This window comes from Mesorhizobium sp. WSM4850, from assembly GCF_055811735.1.
In genome coordinates this window covers 174206-198574 of the sequence record NZ_JBVVPV010000003.1, presented here as the reverse complement: position 1 = coordinate 198574, position 24369 = coordinate 174206, and the positions used below count along the sequence as shown (strand labels likewise).

General features: G+C 62.2%; 17 protein-coding genes. 8 read left to right on the top strand and 9 right to left on the bottom strand.

From position 1 onward, the window contains the following. Window positions 1-120 precede the first annotated feature (120 nt). The gene (gene mmsB / locus AC0L2Z_RS06960; protein WP_128173830.1) at window positions 121-1005 is read left to right on the top strand and encodes a 3-hydroxyisobutyrate dehydrogenase; all 885 of its coding nucleotides are present in this window, start codon (window positions 121-123) and stop codon (window positions 1003-1005) included. Window positions 1006-1419: 414 nt separating this feature from the next. Here the strand turns inward: mmsB and AC0L2Z_RS06955 are convergent, their stop codons facing one another. Continuing rightward, entirely contained in the window at window positions 1420-2295 is an 876-nt protein-coding gene (locus AC0L2Z_RS06955) for an SMP-30/gluconolactonase/LRE family protein (RefSeq protein ID WP_128166855.1), read from the bottom strand. 347 nt (window positions 2296-2642) lie between these two features. On the opposite strand from AC0L2Z_RS06955, the gene AC0L2Z_RS06950 reads away from it, so the two are divergent. Then, the gene (locus tag AC0L2Z_RS06950; protein ID WP_473627309.1) at window positions 2643-4667 is read left to right on the top strand and encodes an ABC transporter ATP-binding protein/permease; all 2025 of its coding nucleotides are present in this window, start codon (window positions 2643-2645) and stop codon (window positions 4665-4667) included. 107 nt (window positions 4668-4774) lie between these two features. Here the strand turns inward: AC0L2Z_RS06950 and AC0L2Z_RS06945 are convergent, their stop codons facing one another. From AC0L2Z_RS06945 to AC0L2Z_RS06935, 3 genes are read right to left on the bottom strand one after another with little or no spacing between them, the layout of a single operon-like run. Beyond that, on the bottom strand, window positions 4775-6154 hold the full coding sequence (locus AC0L2Z_RS06945) for an aspartate aminotransferase family protein (RefSeq protein ID WP_473627277.1): 1380 nt from the start codon (window positions 6152-6154) through the stop codon (window positions 4775-4777). A 51-nt stretch (window positions 6155-6205) separates the two neighbouring features. Next, window positions 6206-6328 (bottom strand): capsid protein, encoded by a 123-nt coding sequence (locus AC0L2Z_RS06940; RefSeq protein ID WP_419693647.1) that lies wholly within the window; start codon window positions 6326-6328, stop codon window positions 6206-6208. A gap of 45 nt (window positions 6329-6373) precedes the next feature. Next, the gene (locus AC0L2Z_RS06935) at window positions 6374-8443 is read right to left on the bottom strand and encodes a prolyl oligopeptidase family serine peptidase (RefSeq protein WP_473627275.1); all 2070 of its coding nucleotides are present in this window, start codon (window positions 8441-8443) and stop codon (window positions 6374-6376) included. A 141-nt stretch (window positions 8444-8584) separates the two neighbouring features. Between AC0L2Z_RS06935 and AC0L2Z_RS06930 the strand changes: the two genes are divergently transcribed. Next, window positions 8585-9142: a hypothetical protein gene (locus AC0L2Z_RS06930; protein ID WP_128166861.1), complete on the top strand. Its 558-nt coding sequence runs from the start codon at window positions 8585-8587 to the stop codon at window positions 9140-9142. Here AC0L2Z_RS06930 and AC0L2Z_RS06925 read toward each other — a convergent pair. Together AC0L2Z_RS06925 and AC0L2Z_RS06920 are read right to left on the bottom strand one after the other, a co-directional pair. Continuing rightward, on the bottom strand, window positions 9139-10299 hold the full coding sequence (locus AC0L2Z_RS06925) for an MFS transporter (protein WP_473627274.1): 1161 nt from the start codon (window positions 10297-10299) through the stop codon (window positions 9139-9141). The two genes, AC0L2Z_RS06930 and AC0L2Z_RS06925, sit on opposite strands and share 4 nt — an antisense overlap. 124 nt (window positions 10300-10423) lie before the next feature. Then, window positions 10424-12292, bottom strand: a complete 1869-nt coding sequence (locus tag AC0L2Z_RS06920; RefSeq protein ID WP_473627273.1) for a phospholipase D-like domain-containing protein — start codon at window positions 12290-12292, stop codon at window positions 10424-10426. A gap of 228 nt (window positions 12293-12520) precedes the next feature. Between AC0L2Z_RS06920 and AC0L2Z_RS06915 the strand changes: the two genes are divergently transcribed. The 3 genes from AC0L2Z_RS06915 (at window position 12521) to AC0L2Z_RS06905 (ending at window position 18300) form a co-directional block, all read left to right on the top strand. Beyond that, entirely contained in the window at window positions 12521-14098 is a 1578-nt protein-coding gene (locus AC0L2Z_RS06915) for a trimethylamine methyltransferase family protein (protein WP_473627271.1), read from the top strand. A gap of 178 nt (window positions 14099-14276) precedes the next feature. Continuing rightward, on the top strand, window positions 14277-16862 hold the full coding sequence (locus tag AC0L2Z_RS06910; RefSeq protein ID WP_473627270.1) for a GcvT family protein: 2586 nt from the start codon (window positions 14277-14279) through the stop codon (window positions 16860-16862). A 70-nt stretch (window positions 16863-16932) separates the two neighbouring features. Continuing rightward, window positions 16933-18300, top strand: a complete 1368-nt coding sequence (locus AC0L2Z_RS06905) for a M24 family metallopeptidase (protein ID WP_473627269.1) — start codon at window positions 16933-16935, stop codon at window positions 18298-18300. 6 nt (window positions 18301-18306) lie between these two features. On the opposite strand, the gene AC0L2Z_RS06900 is transcribed toward AC0L2Z_RS06905, so the two are convergent. Beyond that, window positions 18307-19107 (bottom strand): phosphate/phosphite/phosphonate ABC transporter substrate-binding protein, encoded by an 801-nt coding sequence (locus AC0L2Z_RS06900; RefSeq protein WP_473627308.1) that lies wholly within the window; start codon window positions 19105-19107, stop codon window positions 18307-18309. Between the two features lie 85 nt (window positions 19108-19192). Next, window positions 19193-20203 carry a fatty acid desaturase gene (locus AC0L2Z_RS06895; protein ID WP_473627267.1) on the bottom strand — a complete coding sequence of 337 codons (1011 nt, stop codon included), beginning with the start codon at window positions 20201-20203 and terminating at the stop codon, window positions 19193-19195. Between the two features lie 228 nt (window positions 20204-20431). On the opposite strand from AC0L2Z_RS06895, the gene AC0L2Z_RS06890 reads away from it, so the two are divergent. Next, window positions 20432-21274: a helix-turn-helix domain-containing protein gene (locus AC0L2Z_RS06890; RefSeq protein WP_027154489.1), complete on the top strand. Its 843-nt coding sequence runs from the start codon at window positions 20432-20434 to the stop codon at window positions 21272-21274. 83 nt (window positions 21275-21357) lie between these two features. Continuing rightward, entirely contained in the window at window positions 21358-22374 is a 1017-nt protein-coding gene (gene bmt, locus AC0L2Z_RS06885) for a betaine--homocysteine S-methyltransferase (RefSeq protein WP_473627266.1), read from the top strand. Window positions 22375-22483: 109 nt separating this feature from the next. Here bmt and AC0L2Z_RS06880 read toward each other — a convergent pair whose 3' ends face one another. Beyond that, window positions 22484-24232, bottom strand: coding sequence for a vWA domain-containing protein (locus tag AC0L2Z_RS06880; RefSeq protein WP_473627264.1), 1749 nt, complete (start codon window positions 24230-24232; stop codon window positions 22484-22486). Window positions 24233-24369 lie beyond the last annotated feature (137 nt).

The following is a 24369-nucleotide window of genomic DNA, read 5'->3' as shown; positions in this document are numbered from 1 at the left end:
CTGCCCTACTGCCCTACTGCCCTACTGCCCTACTGCCCTACTGCCCTACTGCCCTACTGCCCTACTGCCCTACTGCCCTACTGCCTAACTGCTGCCTTACCCAAACCACGGAGTGCCATCATGACCACCATCGCCTTCATCGGCCTCGGCAATATGGGCAATCCGATGGCAGCCAATCTCGTCAAGGCTGGATATGCCGTTCACGGATTCGACCTGATCCCGGAAAATCTCGCTAACGCCAAGGAGCATGGGGTCGTCGTCATGGCCAATGCCGTTGCCGCGGTGAAGGAGGCCGACGTGGTCATCACCATGCTGCCGGCCGGCAAACACGTTCTGTCGGTCTATGAAGACATCGTGCCAAAGGCGAAAAAAGGCGCGCTGTTCATCGATTCCTCGACCATCGACGTCGAATCGGCACGAAAAGCCCACGCAATTGCCGCCAGACACAAGCTGCTGTCGATCGACGCGCCGGTTTCCGGCGGCACCGGCGGCGCCACCGCCGGCACGCTGACCTTCATGGCCGGCGGCTCGAAGGAAGCTTTTGCCAAGGCCGAACCAATCCTCAAGCCGATGGCCGGCCGTATCGTCCATTGCGGTGATGACGGCGCCGGACAGGCGGCAAAGATCTGCAACAACATGATCTTGGGCATTTCGATGATCGGCGTCGCCGAAGCCTTCGTTCTGGCGGAAAAGCTCGGCCTGTCGCACCAGGCGCTGTTCGACGTCGCCTCGAACTCGTCGGGCCAGTGCTGGTCGCTGACCACCTACTGCCCGGTCCCTGGTCCGGTGCCGACATCGCCGGCCAACAATGGCTACAGGCCGGGGTTTGCCGCGGCACTGATGCTGAAAGACCTGAAACTGTCGCAGGAAGCCGCGCAAAGCGCCGGTGCGGTGACGCCGCTGGGCGCCGAGGCCGCCCAGCTTTATGCGCTGTTCAACGCCCAGGGGCATGCCGCTGCCGACTTCTCCGGCATCATAAATTTCCTGCGCGGCACCCCGGCGTAACGCATGTCGCCCAAAAGCCTGCCCTTCAGGCGCGACGCGCTTTCAGCCTCGAACTCGAGGGGCTTTCGGTTTCCGGCAAGAAACATCGGAAATTTAGATTTGCTTAAACTATCGATAACCACCCGGTAACGATGTCCCTGTAGAACGGAGTGCGAGGCGGCCTATCGCAACCGCCCGGCGCTCCGGATCAGGTCTCGCGTCCCGGAGCCCGTAAGTTTCGCCAAGTGTTCAGTCAGCGAAGCGCCATGCGTATCTGGCAAAGCCGCGTTCCCGATGGAGCGCGGTTTTTGCATTAATGGGCCGGGACCGCGCACAAGAGCGGGCACCGATGTGAAAAGGGCGGCAGATGCGGCCCTCGGTGGTGCAAGTCACGACCCCGTGCGGCCAAGGGAAGAGGGCTATGCGAGCCTCTTCTCAAGTTGCTCCATCCAATCGAGTTGCGACCAGCTTGCCGTCCATCATCATGGGGATGATTGCCAGCTTCTTTTCTTCCAGGAATTCCAGATCGGCGCTGCCTTGATTGAGGTCCATCAGCTGCTCGACTTTTCCATCCGGATGAATGCGAAAGAGCGCCCCTGCGACCCAATCCGTAACCAGCCAATTCCCTGCCCCGTCTGATTCTAGACCATCCAGATTTCCAACAGGCTCGCCGGACCCGATGTCAGAGATGGCCTTCGTCTTCAGGTCGATCGCGATCAGATGGCCGGGTGTCTTGGACGAAAAATCCGGCTGGATGTCGCGACCCCAACCTGCGACGAGGAGGCGACCGTCTTCGACGCGCAGACCATTCGGATGCAGGAGATCCTCGCTCTCGAGCCAGACGGAGAGAGCATCATTGTCCAGAACATAAATCCTGTTCGCCAGCATGTCGGAAGCAAAGACCCGACCCGCCTCGTCGATAGCGGGATCATTGAGGAATTGAGCGCCTTCTGCAGGCCACGTTCCAGTGATCTGACCGCTCTCGACGTCGACAGCCATGAGCCGATCGATGTCGGTGACGAAAAGCGTATCGCCTTTCATCACCAATCCCTTGGGCGCATTAAAGCCGGTCACCCATTCGGCTGCCTGCAATTTTCCGTCAGGCGAAACTTTCGAAAGGTATCCAACCCCATCCTTGCCGGCGGGCTCGCCGACAATGTTGGAGACGTAGAAGACGTTCCGCTTTGCATCGAAGAGGACGCTCTCTGGGGCCTTGAAGCCGTCAAGCGACCAGACCTCCTCCGCCGTCGCCGGCAACCCTGTCACTCCTAGTAGCAGAATAGAAAATAGAACTGTCTGCAGCCTAATCATGATAGCCTCCCTATGTTATTTTGACGCGTGTATGTAAAACGCAACTACAAATTGCGTTGTCGATCTTACAAAACTTACAGTTGACGCATCGATTGCTCTGACAAGCCTATGTGCCAAGCGGCTTATGCTTAACCAGCATTACAATCCCCCAGATGAATGGCAGTTCCAACACCCCTGTCGTTGGAAGCCGCACTGCGGACGAAAGATTGTCGACACGCTCGCGAAGCGGCAGCAGATCAAGGAAGACGCCAGGAAACGAAGCCGACCGCATCCGTGCCGACGTGGAGATCAAGCGGCTTGAGCGGACATCATTGAAACCTTCTGATTTCCAAGTCGTTATCGCCGGTATGTCCGGGGCTAAATCCAAGCCGAAATCGGTCTCCAAATCGCGCGATGCCGAGAAGTCGCACCAGGAGAAGCAATCGACTGTCGAAGCCGCGTCTGAGATCGTGGGCGCGGCCCGGCCGCCGCTGGAGTTCGTCGAACCCGATCCGGAGTTGACCCCTGAGGAGGCCGAGCAGGCGCGCAAGAGATACTTGCTGAGGCGTTTCTGGATCAGCGCGCGCGGTTACTGGGGCCGCGGAGGCGATAGGCGGGCTTGGCCGTACACGATCGGGTTATTGCTCCTGATCGTCATCAATGTCGGCTTCCAGTATGGGATCAATGTCTGGAATCGCGCAATTTTCGATGCCCTTGAGCAACGCAATGCGCGCACCGTCTATGTCCTGAGCGCCGTTTTCGTGCCGCTCGTGCTCGGCAGCGGAAGCCTTGTCGTTGCACAGGTCTTCCTTCGCATGACGATGCAGCGCCGCTGGCGTTCCTGGCTCACCAACGCGGTCATCGCGCGGTGGCTTGCAAGCGGCCGCTACTTTCAGTTGAACCTCGTCGGCGGCGACCACCAGAACCCTGAAGCCCGCATCACGGAGGATTTGCGGATCGCCACCGAATCCCCGGTCGACTTCATCGCCGGTGTCATCAACGCGTTTCTGTCGGCCTCGACCTTCATCGTGGTGCTCTGGACGATCGGCGGGGCCCTGACTCTGACGATCGCAGGTTCGACGGTGACCATTCCCGGCTTTCTCGTCATCACCGCGGTGCTCTATGCCGCGATCACATCCACCTCGATGGCGGTCATTGGCCGCCATTTCGTCCACCTCTCCGAGGAAAAAAATCAGGCGGAAGCCGAATTCCGCTACACGCTGACCCGCGTGCGGGAAAACGGCGAGAGTATCGCATTGCTCGGCGGCGAGGAGGAAGAGCGTAGCGGCATCGACAAGACGTTCGCCTATGTGCTCAGGCAATGGGCGCTCCTTACAGGTCAGCACATGCGCACAGCGCTGGTATCGCAGGGGGCGAGTCTGTTTGCGCCTGTCGTGCCGGTTTTGCTTTGCGCTCCAAAGTTTCTCGAAGGCGGCATGACACTTGGCCAGGTCATGCAGGCTGCCTCTGCCTTTGCCATCGTGCAGGGCGCGTTCGGATGGCTGGTCGACAACTACCCCCGTCTCGCCAATTGGAACGCCTGTGCACGGCGCATCGCCTCGCTGATGATGTCGCTCGACGGGCTCGAGCGCGCGGAGCAGAGCAACACGCTCGGACGTATAAAGCGCGGCGAAGCTGCAGGCGATGCGATGCTCAGCCTGAACAATCTCTCCGTGTCGCTCGACGACGGCACCGCCGTGGTCAAGGAAACCAAGGTCGTGATCGAATCAGGCGAGCGGGTGCTCGTCGCCGGCGAATCCGGCTCAGGCAAGAGTACGCTGGTGCGGGCCGTCGCAGGTCTGTGGCCGTGGGGCGGCGGCAGCGTCAACATCCACGCCGACAGACGGCTGTTCATGTTGCCGCAACGGCCTTATGTCCCCACCGGGACGCTTCGCCGCGCAGTCGCCTATCCAGGCGCCGCCGATCGCTGGACGCTGGACGAGATCAAGGCTGCCCTCGACAAGGTCGGGCTCGATTATCTGAATGACAAGATCGAGGACGACGCGCCATGGGACCAGACCTTGTCGGGTGGCGAAAAGCAGCGGCTCGCCTTCGCGCGTCTTCTGCTGCACAGCCCCGATATCATCGTGCTGGATGAAGCAACGTCAGCACTCGATGAAAAGAGCCAGGACAAGATGATGGAGATGATCGTTCACGAATTGCCGAAGGTCACCATCGTAAGCGTAGCGCATCGCGCCGAGCTGGAAGCCTTTCATAGCCGCAAGATCACATTGGAGCGGCGCGAGGGCGGCGCAAAGCTTGTCAGCGATATCGATCTTGTCCAGCGCAAGAGAAGACGGAACTTGCTTGATCGATTTATGCGGCGCCGGCGCGCCGTACCGAAGCGCAGCACTGCCTTGAGCAAAGCGGCGCTGCCCGAGACAAAAAAGTGAAATCCGCCGATCGGGCCTCGGCTCTTGGTGAGCGGCTTTTCCGGCTGGCAGAGTCCGGCATTCAAACGCCGGGCGTCCGGTTGCAGAACGCCCGGCGCCGTTTTATCTCACCGCTTGCGTAAATCCGCCTGCGCCAGGTCAAGCGCCTTGGCGATGCGGCCGCAGGCCATGTCGATCGTCTCGCGCGTCCAGATCAGCGGCGGCGACAGGATCATCGTATCGCCGGTGGCGCGCAGCATCATGCCCTGGGCAACTGCGTGGTCGCGGACGGTCACGGCCGCGCTCCCGGCCGGCAGGAAGCGCTCCTTGGTCGCCTTGTCGCTGACGATCTCGATCGCCGCCATCAGCCCGATCGAGCGCACCTCGCCGACCAGATTGTGCCCGCCGACGCGCTCCTGCAGCGCCTTGGCGAAATAGGGTCCGGTGTCGTTCTTGACCCGATCGACCAAACCTTCCCGCTCGATGATCTCGAGGTTTTTCAGCGCCACGGCGCAGGCCACGGGGTGGCCGGCATAAGTATAGCCGTGATTGAACTCGCCGCCCTTCTCGACCAGCGTCGCGGCGATGCGGTCACCGACCAGCAGTGCCGACAGCGGCTGATAACCGGAGGTCAGCGCCTTGGCGGTGGTGATGGTATCGGGCTCGATGTCGAAGGTCTGAGCTGCGAACCACTCGCCGGTGCGGCCATAGCCGGTGATGACCTCGTCCAGCATCAGCAGGATATCGTATTTGCGGCAGATGCGCTGCACTTCCGGCCAATAGCTCATCGGCGGTATCTTCACGCCGCCTGCTCCCATCACCGGCTCGCCGATGAAGGCGGCGACCTTGTCGGCGCCGGCTTCGAGAATGGCATCCTCGACGGCCTTGGCCGCGCGCAGGCCGAAATCATGGTCGCTTTCGCCGGGCAGAGCCAGCTCATAGGCATAAGGCATCATCACATGGACGATGTTGGGAACCGCGCCGTTGAGCTGCTTGTGCATCGGCTCCATGCCGCCCAGCGACGTGCCGGCGATGGTCGAGCCGTGATATGCGCTCTTGCGCGAGATGATGCGGTTCTTCTCCGGCTTGCTTTCCAACGCCCAATAGTGGCGCACAAGGCGCAGCGCCGTGTCGTTGGCCTCCGAACCGGACGAGCCGTAGAACACCTGGTTGACTTGCTTTGGCGCCAGTTCCGCCAGCTTTTTGGCCAGCAGCACCGGTGTCGGGGTCGAGCATTTGAAGAAGGAATTGTAATAAGGCAGTTCCTTCATCTGGGCGTAAGCGGCGTCGGCCAGCTCATCGCGGCCGTAACCGATGTTGACGCACCACAGTCCGGCCATGCCGTCGAGGATTTCCGTGCCTTCGGAATCGTAGATGAACGGCCCGTTGGCGTGGGTGATGATGCGTGAGCCGGCCTCGCGCATCTCCTTGTGGTCGGTAAACGGATGGAGGTGATGCGCAGCATCGAACTGCTGAAGCTGCTTCAGCGAATAATTCTGATGGGTCATGTCTGATCTTCCTCTTGAACCAATCCGGCAATTGCTGCCGGGGCGGATTCGTCAGAGGAAGGCGGGCGGCGAATAGCCGATGCGGGCGCAAAGCCGCAAAAGCTCGGCGCGAAGCGTGCGCGGCGACGGCGTCACCGCCACCCCAAACGCGCATAATGCCTTTATCCGAGCCATGCAGCATCTTAGGCGGTCTGATGCGATCAGTTCAAGCCGTTCCGTTCAAGCCGTTCCGGCCAGCGCCCGTTGCAGGAAGACATACTTCATCGCCGCCTGTGCCGCTTGCGGCCGGCGATCGCCGCGCCCGCCATGGCCGCCCTCGGTCTCCTCGAAAAACAGCGTCTTCGCGTGGCCGGCAGCCTGCAGCCGTGCCGCCATCTTCCGCGCGTGGCCGGGATGGACGCGGTCGTCGGCGGTCGATGTCGTCAGCAGCACCGGCGGATAGGCGGCATCGGTCTCGACATGCTGATAAGGCGAGTAAGCCGCCAGCGACGCGGCCTCTTCCGGCTTCGCCGGATCGCCATACTCGGCCATCCAGGATGCGCCGGGCGGCAGTTCGGTGTAGCGCAGCATGTCGAGCAGCGGCACGTCGATGATCACCGCGCCGAAAAGCTCCGGATGCTGGGTCAGCGAAACGCCGGTCAGCAAGCCGCCATTCGAGCCGCCCTGGATGCCAAGCGTCGCCGGCGTGGCGATGCCGCGTTCCACCAGGTCTTGCGCGACCGCGGCGAAATCGTCGAAGGCGTTCTGGCGATTGGCCTTGAGCGCGGCCTGATGCCAGTTCGGACCGAACTCGCCGCCGCCGCGGATATTGGCCTGCACATAGGCATTGCCCTTTTCCAGCCACAGCCGGCCGCGCACGCCGACATAGCCGGGCAGCAGCGGCACTTCGAAGCCGCCATAGCCGTAAAGCAGCGTCGGCACCGGCCCGTCCTGGTCGCGCCGCCTGACGACGAAATAAGGGATTTTAGTGCCGTCCTTCGAGCGTGCCTCGAACTGTTCCGAGACCAGCGACGATGCATCGAAACGCGCCGGCTGCGATTTCACGGTTGTCAGCATCGCTGCATTGTCGTCCGACCAGATGATCGAGCTCGGCGTCAGGAAATCGGTGAAGGAGAAGGACACGCTGGAGCCGAAACGCTCGGCATGGCTGATGCCGACACTGCCGTTTTCGGGTAGCGCCACCGGCTGCAGCGGCCAGCCGCTGCCGTGGCGATCGCAGGCGACGACCTTGCCGCGCACATTGTCCATCAGATTGATGAACAACCGGTCCCGCGTGCGGGCAATGCCGGCAATCGAGACACGATCCGCCGGCTCGAGCACGGTCTCGACAGGTGCGAGCGCATTGGTCTCGATCCAGCGCGCGAAGTCCAGCGAATAGAGGCCATCAGGCTTGCACAGCGTGCCGTCCGGCGCCGTCCACGGGCTGCGCACTCCAAAGACGAACTGATCCCTGAACAGCACCGCGTCGGTCACGTCGTCCGGCAACGGGATGCGCCTGTTTTCACCGGAGGGCAGACGAAGAAAACTGTGCGAGGCAAAGAAATCGAGCGTCCGGGTCAGCAAGAGATGACGCTTGTCGCCGTCGAATTCGAGGGAACCGCCGGCGGCGAGATCCTGCTTCTGCGCCTCGAAAATCGGCGTCGCATCCTCCAGCCTGGTGCCGCGCTGCCAAAGCTTGACCACGCGCGGATAACCGGACTGGGTTTTTTCGTCCTCTTCGAAGGCAGCCGAGACGATGACCGTGTCCTTGTCCAGCCAGTTGAAGCCCGACTTCGAGGCAGGAGCACGAAAGCCGTCCTCGACAAAGGACTTGCTGTCGATGTCGAATTCGCGCATTTCGCTGGCGTCGCCGCCATCCGGCGACAGGCTGAGCAGGCAGCGGCTGAAATCGGGGTAAAGCCGGCTGGCGCCGCTGAACACCCATTTCACACCCTCCTTGGCTGACAGACTGTCGAAGTCGATGATCGTCTCCCATTCCGGCTTCTCGGTCTTGTAGGAAGCGACCGGAGTGCGCCGCCAGAGGCCGAGCACGTTGGTCTTGTCCTGCCAGAAATTATAGACGTGGCCGTTGAGCGCAAACCCGACGGCAATGTTGTCTTCGGCCGTCATCAGGTCCAGTGCGGTTTGGAAGCAGGTCTGGTAGGATGGATCGCCCTGCAACTCGGCGACCGTGATCTCGTTCTGACGGTGAACCCAGTCGAGCGTTTCCTTGCCCGTTCTGTCCTCCAGCCAGAGAAAGGGATCCTCAGTCGCCGAATTGGGACGCGTCTTTGTGTTCGAACTGGTCATGTGGTCTCCGATAAATTCGTCAAGGCTCGGCAACGTCGTCTTGCCACTATCGGTATTCAACTTGGAACGCAAAAGGAGCCATTGCGCTGTTGGCCTCCTAAGGTGGGGCCGCCTGCCGCCCGCAGGCCACGAGGGAACTCCATGCAACATCTGTACATTGCGAAAGAGAAGTTCGGTCCTTTCAGCGGCACTGCGTGGACCATGTACATCAACTGGTCCGGCCTCACCCAATTAAGCGAGGTCGTCTCACTCGATGGAATGCTCGGGCCGGTCGCGCTGGGACAGGTAAAGGACAGCTACTGGCCCCATATTGTTAACGAGGACTACATGCTCGATTTCTTTGTGGACCTGGACTTCCTCCTTTCGGAGTTGGCGGATCCGGGCGATTTGAATGTCCTCAATGTGATACGAAGACCGTCGGTTGACGTGCGTTCACTCGACTGGAACGGATTTACCTTCCTGGGCTACGACTTGTTGGATAAAGACGTCTCCATAAGCGCTTTGACCAACTGCGGAGGATTTCCTGACGTGTTTGCGAACACGGAACTGTCCGATGTTGGATTGATACCCGATTTTGATCGTGCTGTTGAAATTCGAAACCTTCTACGCAGGATGCATCCCTCTGAACACCATGCCGAATGTGATTTATGGGCGATTTCCAGATGGCACGGAAATGAAGGCACCCCGCAATTGTATTAGACCGCTCGCCCCCGCAATACGGTTGTGACCGCCAACGCCAGACAAATGGCGCCAAGCGTGATCGGCAGGCCGTCCGCGCCGAGAATATCCATGGCGCCGCCCGCCAGCGGCGGCACGGCGATGCCCCCGACGCCCCACATGAGCGAGAAGGCGGCGTTGCCGGCGACCAGTGCCGAGCCGGTAAACCGCTCGCCGAGCTCGATGATCGACATCGTGTAGATGCCGTAGGAAACCGCGCCCCAGACGAACACGCACGGCCAGATCAGCGGCGTCTCTATGAGAACCGGCAACAGCACACACCCGAGCACCGTTAGCGATACACAGATAAATCGCACCGGACGCGCTGTCAGCCGTTCCGCCAGCAGGCCGAGCGGCACCTGCATGGCGATGTTGCCGGCGATCATCATCGACAGCAGCGCCGACATGCGGGCCTCCGCGATGCCATAATGCGCTCCGTAGACCGGCAGCAGTGCCAGCACCCCCTGTTCGAAACCGGCGGCCACCACGACCGCCGACAGCAGCAACCATGCCATCGGCATGAAACCCATCACCGAAACCTGGTGCCCGGCTTCATCGACCTTTGGCAGCCGTCCCAGCACCAGCGCCAGGCAGGCGCCGCAAAAGACGAATGCGGCGATGCCGACGAGAAACGGCGGCCATCCTTCGGTGCCGACCGCAAGCAGGCACAGCGGGCCGGCCGCGAAACCTGCCGAAATGACTGTAGAATAGATTCCCATCATGCGACCGCGGCGCGCCGGAGGCGCCAGCGCGATCACCCAGATCTCGCTCAGCACATAGAGCGGATTGGTCACCACGCCGATCAGGAAGCGCAGTGGAAACCAGAGATAGACATTTTGCGTCCAGCCGATCAGCGCCAGCATGATCGCGGAAAGGGCCGCGCAGGTCAGCGCCGTGCGCCCTGCCCCAAACCGGCGCGCCAGCGCCGGGATGAGCGGCGACGAGACGATAAAGCCGACCGGCGTCATTGCCGCCGACAGGCCGATCATGGCCGGCGAGACGCCCTGGCGCTGCAGGATGAAGCTCAGCAGCGGGTAGCTCAGCCCTTGCGCGATGGCGAACACCGAAACGGTGGCGATCACGCCGGTGATCGCCGCCCACTGCATTGTCTCGTCGCTGTTCTGTTCCGCCCGGTCCATGATTCGCACCACGAAACCTGCACGATTAGCGTTTCGGGGGCGTGCCGGGAAGCACCGGCGGCAGGAACCGCTTGCGCCAGCCAGAGCATGCCTTGTTAAGGACTCCGCGGCACCATTCAGGCCACTACGGAAAATACCGGGCAATCGCCCCCTTCCTGCCCTCCGCGTAAGGCTTCAGCCACTTGTCGTCGATGGAGAGCCCGTCATTGTCCGACGGTCCTACTCCAATCGTTCTGCGCCAGGCGCGGAACTTGTAGTGGTCGAACACGTCGAGCATATGCACCGCAAAGGCCGCAGCGAACGTCTTGTCGCCTTCGACGATCACCATGTTCTCGTCGTTTTCATAGGACGCCTTGTAGCCAAGGTTGTGGCTGCCGGCGATGACGGTCGCATTGTCGGCCATCGGATCGATGATCACGATCTTGTCGTGCACGATCGCATGGCCGACGGTCAGCACTTCCGCCTGGAAATCCCGCGCAACCGAGGCCCCCGTCAGGTTGGCCGCCCTGACGATGGAGACGTTCGGCGCCTCCCAGACCTTCTCCGGAAAGACGAATGGCGATTTGCCGTCCTTGTTCGATTTGTTGGTGACTGGATCCCGGGTCGGAGCAATATAGTTGGGCATGGCGGTGTGATCGCTGATTGCGCCTTGCACGATCAGCTTTGGATTCGCCGTCGCCGCCGCGACCGCCTGATCGATGACCGAATTGTTGCCAAGCCGCGACGGATTGAACACGAGAAAGAGCACCGCCTCCTTCGCCGCCTTGATTCGTGCGAAGACATCTTCGAGGTCGACAGGCCGCACCGAGATGTCCTTTTTGCTGCGGTCGGGATCGTTTGGCGAGAACCAGATGGTGGTCCCATCGACATGGTTCGGTGTGCGATTCTTCAGGCGAAACGGCCTGCCTTGCTTCTGCGCCACACGTCCAGCGGCGCTATCGCTCGCCGGCGGCGGGAACACGTCGGCCTTCATCCGCTCCCAATAGGCATCGAACACTTTGGCCATGGCAGGGTCGTCGCGGATGAAGGCGTTGTTGGACTGTCCGCAAATGCCGGTCGACGTCCAGTTGGTGCTGCCGGTCATGACCGCCTGCGGATTGCCCTGGGCGTCGCGGTAGACCGCAAACTTGTTGTGGCCGATATGATTGTTGTTGAACAGACGATCGGTCAGCACGACGCCGGCGTCGCGCAGCCGCTTTCTGAAGGGCGCGTTGCCCGCGTCCCACGCCTTCGTTTGTTCATCCCTGCCCGAATTCGAAAGAATGACGTCGACGACATCCTTGGCATCGATGATCGCGTCGCACAACTCGTCATCGCCAAGCTCGTAGAGGGCAAGCCTGACAGTGCCGCCCTCGGCCTTGGCCCGTTTCATCAGGCTGGTGAGTACATCCGGAACCTCGCCATGAAGATAGGCGCGGATCTTGCTGCCGGGACGCTGAAGCTCGGCCCTGATCTTGTCACGCTGCCCGACCTTGATGCCGGCGTCTTCCAGCGCGCGCGACAGCCATTGCGTCGAGAGCACACCGTTGGTGAAGGCGAGCCGCGCCTTGCCGAACATCGATCCCAGGAAGATGGTCGGGCTGACGGCGCCTTGTCCGAGATAGCCGAGCGGCCGAGCCGCTCCGGTATAGGCTTTCTCGGGGCGCACCGGCACTGGATCGAGGCCGGGCCGCATGTCGCCGACCGGACGCACCCGGTAGGCGACCAATTCGCCATCCGGCCTGATTTCGACGCTGTCGCGGCGCCGCCGCACCGTAAGATCGCGCCAGAATGTCTTCTGCACCGGCCAGACGCCGGTATCCTGCGGAATCCAGTCCTTGTTGCGTTGCCCCCGGAAAGGCACCCAGGAAGCCAGACAGCGTTCCTCGCCGGTGCCGGGATAGATGCGGACGATCTCGAAGCCGAGACAGCCGTCGATCATTCCGTCAATATCCCAGGCAATGAAAGCGACTTCGTTGTTGGTCGCTGCACGCACGCTAACAACATCCGACACGGAAATAGTCTCCCTCAGGACGGTTTGTATTCAATGTACTTGCTCAATATGACGTGATCGCAACGTGACATGTTTCACAGTTCGGGCACAGATCTGGATTCGCCCTGGTGCGTCCGGCTGGCGAACGTCCATGTCGCTTCCCTCGTCCTAGTGGTCGCCGCCTCCGCAATGGCGGGACGGCGGTCGGTCCATTATGCCGCCGCACCGTCGCAGCGTACGAGGACTATCATGACCGCCGCCCTTCATCCCGCCGAACCGGCATTGACAAACGACCGCGCCCGTCGCGGCGGCCGCGCGGGCAAGCGCGCCGGCGCAGCGGCGGCATTCGAGCAGCCGCCTTTCCGTCAGCTGAAAATCCCGCTGACGCCGACCAGGCTGGTCTCCGACGACGAACTGGAATCGATCCACCTCGCCTCGCTGCGCGTTCTCAGGGAAATCGGCGTCGACGTGCTGCACGACGAGGCAAGGCGCATCATGAAGGCGCATGGCGCAGATGTCCGCGAAGGCAGTGAGCGGGTGCGCTTCGACAGCGACATGATCCTCGAGCTGGTTTCGCACTGCCCGTCGGAATTCACCATCCATGCCCGCAATCCGGCGCACAATGTCCGCTTCGGCGGCGACAACCTGATCATCTCGATGATGGCGTCGGCGCCCAATTGTTCCGACATCGACCGCGGCCGCCGCCCCGGCAACCAGCAGGACTACCGCAACTTCCTCAAGCTTGCGCAGATGCACAACATCCTGAACTGCACCGGCGGCTATCCGGTCGAGCCGATCGATATCCATCCGTCCGTCCGGCACCTCGAATGCATCCGCGATCTGAGCGTGCTGACCGACAAGGTGTTCCACATCTATTCGCTCGGCAAGGAGCGCAATGTCGACGGCATCGAGATCACCAGGATCGCGCGCGGCATCAGCGCCGAACAGCTTCTCGAACAGCCGTCGGTGTTCACCATCATCAACACCAATTCGCCGCTCAAGCTCGACGTGCCGATGATGGAAGGCATCATCCAGATGTCGAGCAAGGGCCAGGTCGTCATCGTGACGCCGTTCACCCTGTCGGGCGCCATGGCGCCGGTGACCATCGCCGGTGCGCTGGTGCAGCAGAATGCCGAGGCACTGTCCGGCATTGCCTTCGCCCAGATGGTGCGCAAGGGCGCGCCCGTCGGCTATGGCGGCTTCACCTCCAACGTCGACATGAAGTCCGGCGCGCCGGCCTTCGGCACGCCGGAATACATGAAGGCGCAATTGGTCGGCGGCCAGCTCGCCCGCCGCTACAACATTCCCTACCGCACTTCCAACACCTGCGCCGCCAACACGGTCGACGCACAGGCCGCCTATGAAAGCGTGTTCTCGCTGTGGGGCGCCATACAGGGCGGCGGCAATCTGATGATGCATGCGGCCGGCTGGCTGGAAGGCGGCCTGCGCTGCTCCTACGAGAAGACCATCCTGGACATCGATCTGCTGCAGATGGTGGCCGAATTTTTGACCCCGCTCGACCTTTCGGAGGAAGCACTGGCTATCGACGCCATCCGCGATGTCGGTCCCGGCGGCCATTTCTTCGGCACCCAGCATACTCAGGACCGCTACAAGACCGCCTTCTATTCGCCTGTCATCTCCGACTGGCGCAATTTCGAGACCTGGGCGGAAGCCGGATCGCCGACAGCTATCGAAAAAGCCAATCGGGTGTGGAAGGAGCGGCTGGCCTCCTATGAAGAGCCCTACATGGACCCGGCTATCCGCGAGGAGCTCGACGCCTTCGTCGACAAACGTCGGTCTGAAGGCGGCGCGCCGACTGATTTTTGATCATCTGTATTGATTTGATGAACAGGCGACTCCCACTCCGTCGAGCTCCGCTCGACACCTCTCCCCCGATCGACGGGGTAGAGGAAGGGCGTGAGATTATTCCAGCCAGCGCCCTTCCTCGCTTTGCTTTCACGCCCCGCCCACTCGATTCAATCTCTTCAAAAACGGAACTATCTTCATGAAATCTCATGCAAAAGCGGTTGTCATCGGTGGCGGCGTCGTCGGCTGCTCGGTGCTTTACCATCTGGCCAAGGCGGGCTGGACCGACATCATGCTGATCGAGCGTTCGGAGCTCACTTCCGGTTCGTCCTGGCATGCGGCGGGCGGCTTCCATACGCTCAATGGCGATCCCAATGTCGCCAAGCTGCAGGCCTATACGGTGCAGCTCTACAGGGAGATCGAAGCGCTTTCAGGCCAGTCCTGCTCGCTGCACCTGACCGGCGGCGTGATGATGGCCGACACGCCCGAGCGCATGGACTTCCTGCGCCTTGCCCACGCCAAAGGCCGCTATCTCGGCATGGACACCGAGCTGATCACGCCGTCAGAGGCCAAGGCGATGTTCCCGCTGATGGACGAGACCAATTTCGTCGGCGCCATGTGGGATCCGGTCGAAGGCCATCTCGATCCTTCCGGCACCACCCACGCCTACGCCAAGGCCGCCAGGAAGCTCGGCGCCGAGATCGTGCTGCGCAACCGCGTCGTCGAGCTGACGCAGGAGGTCGACGGCACCTGGAACGTCGTAACCGAGCAAGGCACGGTCAAGGCCGAGCATGTCGTCAACTGCGGCGGCCTGTGGGCGCGCGAGATCGGCCGCATGGTCGGCGTCGAGCTGCCGCTGCTGGCCATGGAGCATATGTACCTTTTGACCGAGCCGATGCCGGAGGTCGAGGAATTCAACAAGTCGACCGGCCGCGAGATGATCGGCGTTATGGACTTCAAGGGCGAGATCTACACCCGCCAGGAACGCAACGGCATCCTGCTCGGCACCTATGAAAAAGCCTGCAAGCCGTGGTCTCCGGTCAACACGCCGTGGGATTTCGGCCATGAGCTGCTGCAGCCCGACATCGACCGCATCGCGCCGTCGCTGGAAATCGGCTTCAAGCATTTTCCCGGCATCGAGAAGGCCGGCATCAAGCAGATCATCAACGGTCCCTTCACCTTCGCGCTGGACGGCAATCCGCTGGTCGGCCCGGTGCAGGGCCTGACCAATTTCTGGTGCGCCTGCGCCGTGATGGCCGGTTTCTCGCAAGGCGGCGGCGTCGGGTTGGCATTGTCGAACTGGATGGTCCATGGCGATCCCGGCTTCGACGTCTGGGGCATGGACGTCGCGCGCTTCGGCGAATGGGCGACGCTGCGCTATACCAATGCCAAGGTGCGCGAAAACTATTCGCGCCGTTTTTCCATCCGCTTTCCCAACGAGGAACTGCCTGCGGCACGCCCGGCCCAGACGACCCCGCTTTACGACACGATGCTGGCCAACAACGCCGTCATGGGCGATAGCTGGGGCCTTGAAACCCCGCTCTGGTTCGCACCGAAAGGCACCGAGCCGAAGGACATCGTTTCCTTCCATCGCTCCAACGATTTCGGGCCGATCGGCGAGGAAGTGCGCGCCACCCGCGAGAAGGTCGGCGTCACCGAGATCGCCAATTTCGCCAAATACGAAGTCTCCGGGCCGGGATCGGAAGATTTCCTCAACCGGCTGATGACCAACCGCATGCCGAAGACCGGCCGCATTGTGCTGACCCCTATGCTGAACGATTTCGGCAGGCTGATCGGCGACTTCACCATCGCCAAGGCGGGCGAAGAGCGCTTCATGATCTGGAGCTCGTCGGCGGCGCAGAAGTATCATATGCGCTGGTTCGAGAAGCACCTGCCGAAGGATGGTCCAGGGGCGTCACAGGTCCGCATTCACCGCTTCGACCAGACGCTGGTCGGCTTGTCGATCGCCGGGCCGAAATCACGCGACCTCCTGCAGAAACTGGTTGACGCCGACATCTCGACAAAGGCCTTCCGCTTCATGGATTTTCGCGAGATGGCGGTCGGCGGCGCGCCCTGCATGGTCAATCGCATTACCTATACCGGTGACCTCGGTTACGAGATCTGGATGGCGCCGGCCTACCAGCGTCTGGTCTACAAGGCGATCAAGGATGCCGGCGAAGAGTTTGGCCTGGTCGATTTCGGCATGCGCGCCCTGCTCTCGATGCGCCTGGAAAAGAATTTTCCGACCTGGTTCCGCGAACTGCGCCCGATCTACGGGCCGTTCGAGGGGGCGATGGACCGCTTCGTTAAGCTGGAGAAGAACGACTTCATCGGACGCGACGCGGCAGCCAGGGAGCAGGCAGAAGGGCCAAAACTGCGCCGTGTCTCCTTCATCGTCGATGCCGCAGACGCCGACGTCATGGGCGACGAACCAATCTGGGCCAAGGTCGGCGGCAAGGATTACGGCACAGTGGAGAAGCCGCACGGCTATGGCGCGCCGCGCTTCGACGCGGACGGCGAGGAAGTGCGCGGCTCGAGCGCCGCGGAAGGCGCTTCGGCCGTGCGCGGCATCGTCGACGGCGACTGGCGCGTGGTCGGCTGGGTCACCTCCGGCGGCTATGCCCATTATATCAAGAAATCGATGGCGCAAGGCTATGTGCCAGCGGCCTTGGCCGCGGACGAAAGCGCCGGACTGTTCGAGATCGAGATCCTCGGAAGCCGACGACCAGTCCGCATCAATGTCGAGCCGCCTTTCGACCCGAGCGGCGAAAAGATGCGGGCCTGAAAGCATTGGACCCAACGGCCCGCCCTTGGGCCTGACCTGCGCGGCCGATTGATATCGGGAGGATAGGAAAATGAGCGATCCGAGGGTCGAGCGACGGTTCGGTCGTCATCGCAGGATCGCCCCGTTCGAGCCAGACGAAGCAGGCTCAATCGATGCGTTGCGCCTGAAATCGCGGCAGAAGGCCGCTGAACTCAACCAGCATGTGCTTGGCTACGGCGCACTGGCGGAAGCCGAGTGGCACGCCGCCGGCATTGCTGCTCCCGACCTGCCCGCCATGCGCCAATACCGGCTCGACCGCATCCGCGCCGAGCTGAAGCGCCGCGGCTATGCGGGAGCCTTGCTCTACGATCCGATCAACATCCGCTATGCGACCGACTCGACCAACATGCAGCTCTGGATCGCACACAATCCGACAAGACATTGTTTCGTTGCCACCGAAGGTCCGGTGGTGCTGTTCGACTATTTTTCCTGCGAGCACCTTTCCGACCACTCCGGCGTCGTCGACGAGGTTCGGCCGGCAGTGTCGTGGATCTATCTCTACAGCGGCGAGCTCACCGAGCAAAAAGTCCGCCGCTGGGCCGCCGGGATCGCCGATCTGGTCAAGCAGCATGGTGGCGGTATCGGCCGCATCGCCGTCGATCACATCAATCCCGAGGGCGTCGGAGAGCTCGCCCGCCTCGGCATCTCGATCGGCAATGGCGAAGCGCTGATGGAAAATGCACGCCTGATCAAATCGCCCGACGAAATCCTGGCCATGCGCCGGTCGATCGTCGCCTGCGAGGCGGCGATGGGCGAGATGGAAGCAGCATTGAGGCCAGGAATTTCCGAAAACGAACTGTGGGCCGAACTCCACCGCGGCAACATCGCGCGTGGCGGCGAATGGGTCGAAACCCGGCTGTTGACATCCGGCCCGCGCACCAATCCCTGGTTCCAGGAATGCTCGTCGCGAGCGATCGCAGCCGGCGACCTCGTCGCTTTCGATACCGATTTGATCGGCCCTTACGGTTTCTGCGCCGACCTGTCGCGCACCTGGCTCTGCGGCGAGACCGAGCCGTCCAACGAGCAACGCGAGCTGTTTCGCATCGCCGCCGATCAGATCGCCCACAACATCGGCCTGATGCAGCCGGGCACATCGTTCCGCGATCTTGTCGAACGCTCGGCGGTGCCGCCCGCAGATTGTTTCCCGGCGCGTTACGGCGTGCTCTATCACGGCGTCGGCCTGGCCGACGAATACCCGACGCTGCCGCATGCAATCGACTGGACCGAAGACACCCCCGACGGCGTGCTTGTGTCGGGCATGGTGCTTTGCGTCGAGAGCTATATCGGCCGGCTTGGCGGGCGCGAGGGCGTCAAGATCGAGGAGCAGATCCTGATCACCGAAACCGGCAACGAGCAGCTTTCGACCTACCCGCTCGATGAGCGGCTGCTCGGCGGCTGATTGTCTTTATGCGGTCGCCGCGACCGCCTCGCGCAGCGCCTCCACGACCGTTTCCGGTGTCGTTCTGGCAGTGATGAACGGCAGGCCCTTGCGCCGCCTTGTCCAGCCGACGACCGTGACCGCTTCCGCTGCCGGCTCGAAGCGCCGCGCATTGGCCCAGCTCTGGCAGTCGATCGCCGCGACATCGGCCTTGCCCTCGGCAATGGCGACGATCGAGGCGCGGTGGCCACCGCTTTCGCTGCGCTCGGAGAAGATGTCCAGGCTTTCGCCCAGCGCCTCCAGGTCACGCGTCGGCGCGATAATGCCCGACATGGAATCGAGGCTGTTGAAGGTAAAATGCTTGTCACGCAGGACATCGAGGGGGATGAGCGGGCTGCCATCGGACGGTGAGGCAACCGTTGGCGCTTCACCAGCACGCATCACCAGCGCGCTCGAATAGAGTTCACCCTGCCCGCCCTCGAACGCGTCGTAACGCGGCTGGCCGATCAGTTGAACGTGCGTCGCCAGCCCGAGTTCCATCGGACCCCAGCAGGTCTGAGCGAGCAGCAGCGCCGGATGCAGCCAGAGGCCGAAAAAATCCAACTCGTCCGGCGGCAGCGTCGCCGGATCGGGCGCCATGACCTTTCCGGCGGCGTCGCGGATGCCGCCTTCCACAGCCCGCAGATCGGCATTGGCGCGAGCGATGGTCTGCGGCGCGTCGATGCCTTTTTGCCGGAAGGCATCACGCAGCCGCGCCCATTGGGCGTCGACCTCGCTCCGCATTTCAGACCAGTCGTACATCGGCAAGCCGGCAACGAACTCGCTCATGCCGGGACTTTGATCGTTACGCTGAGAAAAATTGACGAGGCCATTGACGCGCACCTGGGCATCGCTGCCGGCAATACCCAAAAATTCATTCTTTCGGCGGCTCGGCCGGTACCGGCGCACTGCCAAGCCCATTGAGGCTGCGCGCCCTGACGCGCGGCTTGAACGCCCGGCCCGGTTCCGGCGTGCGCCGCAGCACCGGGTGGACGATCGGCTCCTTGGCCTTGAAGGCATATGCCTTGAGCAGCGCGAAATAGTTTGGATAGGCATAGCCATTGTTCATCCGCAGCCACTCGTCACGGCGCTCGCGAAACAGCTTCGGCAGCCGGTACCAGGCCACCGTCGGGCTCTTGTGATGAACGAAATGCAGATTGTTGTTGAGGAACAGGAACGACAGCGGCGAACGTTCGACGATCACCGTACGGCCTTCCGGATGCTCCGACCACTGATGCTCGGCGAAGGTGCGGATCGAGATCAGCGACTGGCCCAGCCACACCGGCACCAGGATGTAGAGCCATAGCGGGATGCCGAAGCCGAACTGCACGACCGGCAGCACCACGGCGAGGCCGATGGCGTGCAGCAGCCATGCCTTGCGGATCACCTTGTCGCCGGCGAGCACCTGCCTGGCATCGTCGATGAAGAAGCCGATGCATGACAGCCACGGACCGAGAATGAGCCGGCCGATCATGGTGTTGTTGATCTTCAGCACGAACTTCATCGCCGGCGGCAATTCGTCATGGTGCCACAGCGCCCGGTAGTAGCTTTCAGGATCGTCAAGCGGATCGGTCAGCCGTTCGTCGGCATGATGGCGCAGATGAATGGTCTTGAACCGCCGGAACGGCCAGACGAGACCAATCGGCAGGAAGACGAAAGCTTCGTTGATGTGCGCATTGCGGGTCGGATGGCCGTGCAGGACTTCATGCGCCAGCGAGGATTGCAGCGCCGCCATCAAGGCCAGGACGACGAGCGCCAGCAGCGGATAGGACGGCCACAGGAACAGGCCGGCTGCAAGCCAGGTGCCGTAGCAGAAAAACGCGAGGAAGACCGTCGGCCATTCGATGGCCGGTGCATTGCGCCGTCTGTTATTCCTGCTTGTCATCGATCGACCACTGCCCTTCCAGTCGCCGGAACCGTTTTGATTCCTGACAGCATTGTGTCAGGAGCGTCGTGATGCTGCAACGCGACAAAGCGCACAAAATGTTGCGATTGCGCATTTTCAGCTGCATGTGTTATCTATTGTAAACAGGCTTGAGGATTCATTTACGCCCAAAGTGCCAGGTCGGCGGGTTCGGCGAATTTTTTTTCTCCCAATGGCTGGAATGACGATATGGACAAACGCGACCTGTCGACGGTCTTTCGGGAGCGCCTGAAAATGCTCCTGACACGATCCGATCTGAACCAGTCCGCTTTCGCGACTGCGGTGGGCATCGACCGTTCGGCGCTTTCGCAGCTGCTGTCCGGCGCCTCGACACGCCTTCCCCGCGCCGAAACGCTGCTCAACATCGCCGCCGAATTCAAAGTGTCGCTCGACTGGCTGCTCGGCCTCAGCCAGGACGAAGGCCTCACCGGTGAAATCCGCGAGAGCCTGGAGATCGAGGAAGCGCCTGACGGCTTCGACCGCACGCTGCTGGCCAGATGGCATGCCGAGGCCGCGGGCACGAAAATCCGTTACGTGCCGGCCGGCATTCCCGATCTTCTGCGCACCGAAGCGCTCGTCGACTACGAGGCCGGTATCGCCAACAAGAGCCGTGAGGCCCAGGCCGGCGAGACGCAGTACCGCATCGACTACAACCGGCGGCCGGAAACCGACATGGAAGTCTGCATGCCGCGCCATACGCTGGAGATCTTTGCGCGCGGCCTGGGCGTCTGGGACCGTTTCCCTGAGGCCGCCCGCCACCAGCAGCTTCTTCATATGGCGACGCTGCTCGACGACCTTTATCCCACCTTCCGCCTGTTTCTCTATGACGGACGGATGCGTTATTCGATCCCCTACACCATCTTCGGGCCTTATCGCGCCGCCATCTATGTCGGCGACATGTATCTGGTGCTGAACGCGACCCAGCCGGTCCGCAAGCTGACCAGCCATTTCGACAATCTGATCCGCGCCGCCGACATCAATGCGCACGAAGCAGCCAGCTTCACCCAAAGGCTGGCGGAAATGCGATTTTGACGGCTTGCCTCCTGCACCGACATTGACGTCATATAAGGATTTCTTTATATCCCGACAACGAATCCCGGAAGGCGTGATTTCCAATGACCAATCCAATCGACGCTTTGCTTGCCGAAAAGGGCGTTCTGCTCGCCGATGGCGCCACCGGCACCAATCTGTTCGCCATGGGGCTGGAGGCCGGCGAGGCTCCAGAGTTGCTGAACGAGACGGCGCCGGACACCATCACCAGTCTGCACCAGAACTTCGTCGATGCCGGCGCCGACATCATCCTGACCAACTCCTTCGGCGGCACCCGCCACCGGCTGAAGCTGCACCATGCGCAGGACCGGGTTTACGCGCTGAACAAGCGCGCCGCCGAGATCGCCCGCGCTGTCGCCGATAAGGCCGGCCGCAAGGTCATCGTCGCCGGCTCGGTCGGCCCGACCGGCGAGCTGCTGGTGCCGCTCGGCGCCATGACCTATGACGAGGCGGTCGACGCCTTTGCCGAACAGATAGAGGGCCTGAAGGCCGGCGGCGCCGAAGTCGCCTGGATCGAGACCATGTCGGCGCCGGACGAAATCCGTGCCGCAGCCGAAGCCGCGATCCGCGTCGGCCTGCCCTATACCTATACCGGCTCCTTCGACACCGCCGGCCGCACCATGATGGGGCTGTTGCCGAAGGACATCCACGGCGTCACCGATGGCTTGTCGCAGGCGCCGCTCGGTGTCGGCGCCAATTGCGGCGTCGGCGCCTCCGACATCCTCGCTTCACTGCTCGACATGACCGAGGCGAAGCCGGAGGCGACGGTGATCGTCAAGGGCAATTGCGGCATTCCGGAATTTCGCGGCGCCGAAATCCACTATTCCGGCACGCCCGAGCTGATGGCCGACTATGTCAGGCTGGCCGTCGATGCCGGCGCAAAGATCGTCGGCGGTTGCTGCGGCACCTCGTTCGCCCACCTCGCCGCCATGCGCAAGGCACTCGATGCGCACACAAGGTCGGATCGCCCTACCGTCGAAAAAATTGTCGAGCGCATCGGCCCGATGCGCAACAAGCAGGCGACGGTCAACACCGTCGAGACCAGCGAAGCCCGCCGCGAGCGCCGGCGCAGCCGCGCCTGACGCAATTGAAAAGGCCGGCAAGGTTTTCCCTGCCGGCCTGCCTCACCGCCCATCGGTGGTTTTCCGTATCAGAACGATCCCATCTGAGGAAAACCGGCCGTCACACCCACTACCGGTTACCGCCGAGCGCCGAGGCAAGGCGCACCAGCGAGAGGAACTCGGACCGGTACCCGAACGGGTCGGCTCCACGGGCGGCAGTGGCAATCTCGATGATCTTGTCGTAGCCGAACTTCGCGGTCGCATCCTCGTCGCGCAGCTTCTGGCCAAAAGCTGCGACGGCAACGGAGAATCGCTGGTCGATGCTGGCCTGGTCGAAACCAGCCACTTCGTTGGCCGATGTCACCGGCGTGGTGATCAGCTTCGAGGCATCCTCGTTCGGCAACTTGTAGCGGATCTTGACGAAGGCATATTCGTCGGCATTGGCGACGCCGCCATTGTTCACTGCAGCCTGGCCGTAGCGCAGCGGATCGATCTTCTCCCCGCCACTGTCCTTCGGCCTGATCTCGTAGATCGCGGTAACCGAATGCCCCGAACCGATCTCGCCGGCATCGACGCGGTCATTGTTGAAATCCTCGCGGTTCAAGGCCCGGGTCTCGTAGCCGATCAGCCGGTATTCCGAGACTTTTTGCGGGTTGAACTCGACCTGGATCTTCACGTCCTTGGCGATGGTGAACAATGTCGAGGACGCATCCTCGACCAGCACCTTCTCGGCCTCGGCCAAAGTGTCGATATAGGCGGCGGTGCCGTTGCCGTTCTGGGCGATGGTCTGCATTATCTGATCGTTCAGGTTGCCGCGGCCGAAACCGAACACCGACAGGAACACCCCGGTCTTGCGCTCCTTTTCGATCAACCGCTTCAGATCGTCATCGTCGGTCTGGCCGACATTGAAGTCGCCGTCCGTCGCGAGCATCACGCGATTGATGCCGTCGTTGACAAAGGATTTCTGCGCCAGCCGATAGGCTTGCCTGATACCCGCCTCGCCGGCCGTGCTGCCGCCGGGCGCCAACGTGTCGATGGCATTGAGGATCTTGTCCTTCTCCGAAACCTTCGTCGGCTCCAGGACAGTGCCGGCATCGCCCGCATAGGTGACGATCGAGACGGTGTCCTCGGGCTTCAATTTATTGACCAGAAGCCGGAAGGCGGACTGCAGGAGCGGCAGCTTGTCCTGCTCGTTCATCGAGCCCGATACGTCGATCAGGAAGACCAGATTGGCCTTGGGCTGCTCGGCCGGCTTGGCGTCGAAACCCTTGATGGCGACATGCATCAGCCTGGTGTGCTCGTTCCACGGCGTCGGCATGACGCTGACCGTCGAGTTGAACGGCGTCGAGGCAACGTCCGGTCCTTTCCAGTCATAGGGGAAGTAGTTGATCATCTCCTCGACGCGGACCGTGTCGGCCTGCGGCACGACACCGTCCCTGAGCGAACGCCGCACGAAGGAATAGGAGGCCGTGTCGACATCGATCGAGAAGGTCGAGACCGGGTCCTCAAGTGCTGCACGCACCGGATTGCTCTTGAAATCCTCGATGCGGTCGCGGTTTTGCTCCGGCAGCATCTGGTCGGCCGGCATGGCCTGCGGCTGTACCATCAGCTTGGATTCGGCGCCTGGCATGCGGCCAGCCTGCGTGGCTCCGTCGGCTTTCGGAGGAGACATGGACATCATCACTCTGCCAGTCGGCGCAGTTCCACCATCCCTTGCGAACTCGCCTTTCGTCGCAGGTGCCGGCTCGGGCGCCGCATTGCGGGCCAGAGAGTCCTGCTGCGCCAGGCCGCCGGCAGCCGATTGTGGCTTCGGCGGCGATGCCGGCGCGACAAGCGCCTCGGCTGCGACGCGGTTTTCGGCGTCGGCATCGGCTTTCATCCGCTTATCGGCCTCGGGGGGCGGGGGGGGGGGGCCCCCCCCCCCCCGGGGGGGGGGGGGGGGGTTTGGGGGGCGGGGGGGGGGGGGGTGGGGACCCCCCCCAAAAAAAAACCGAGGGCGTTTTAAAAAAAAACACA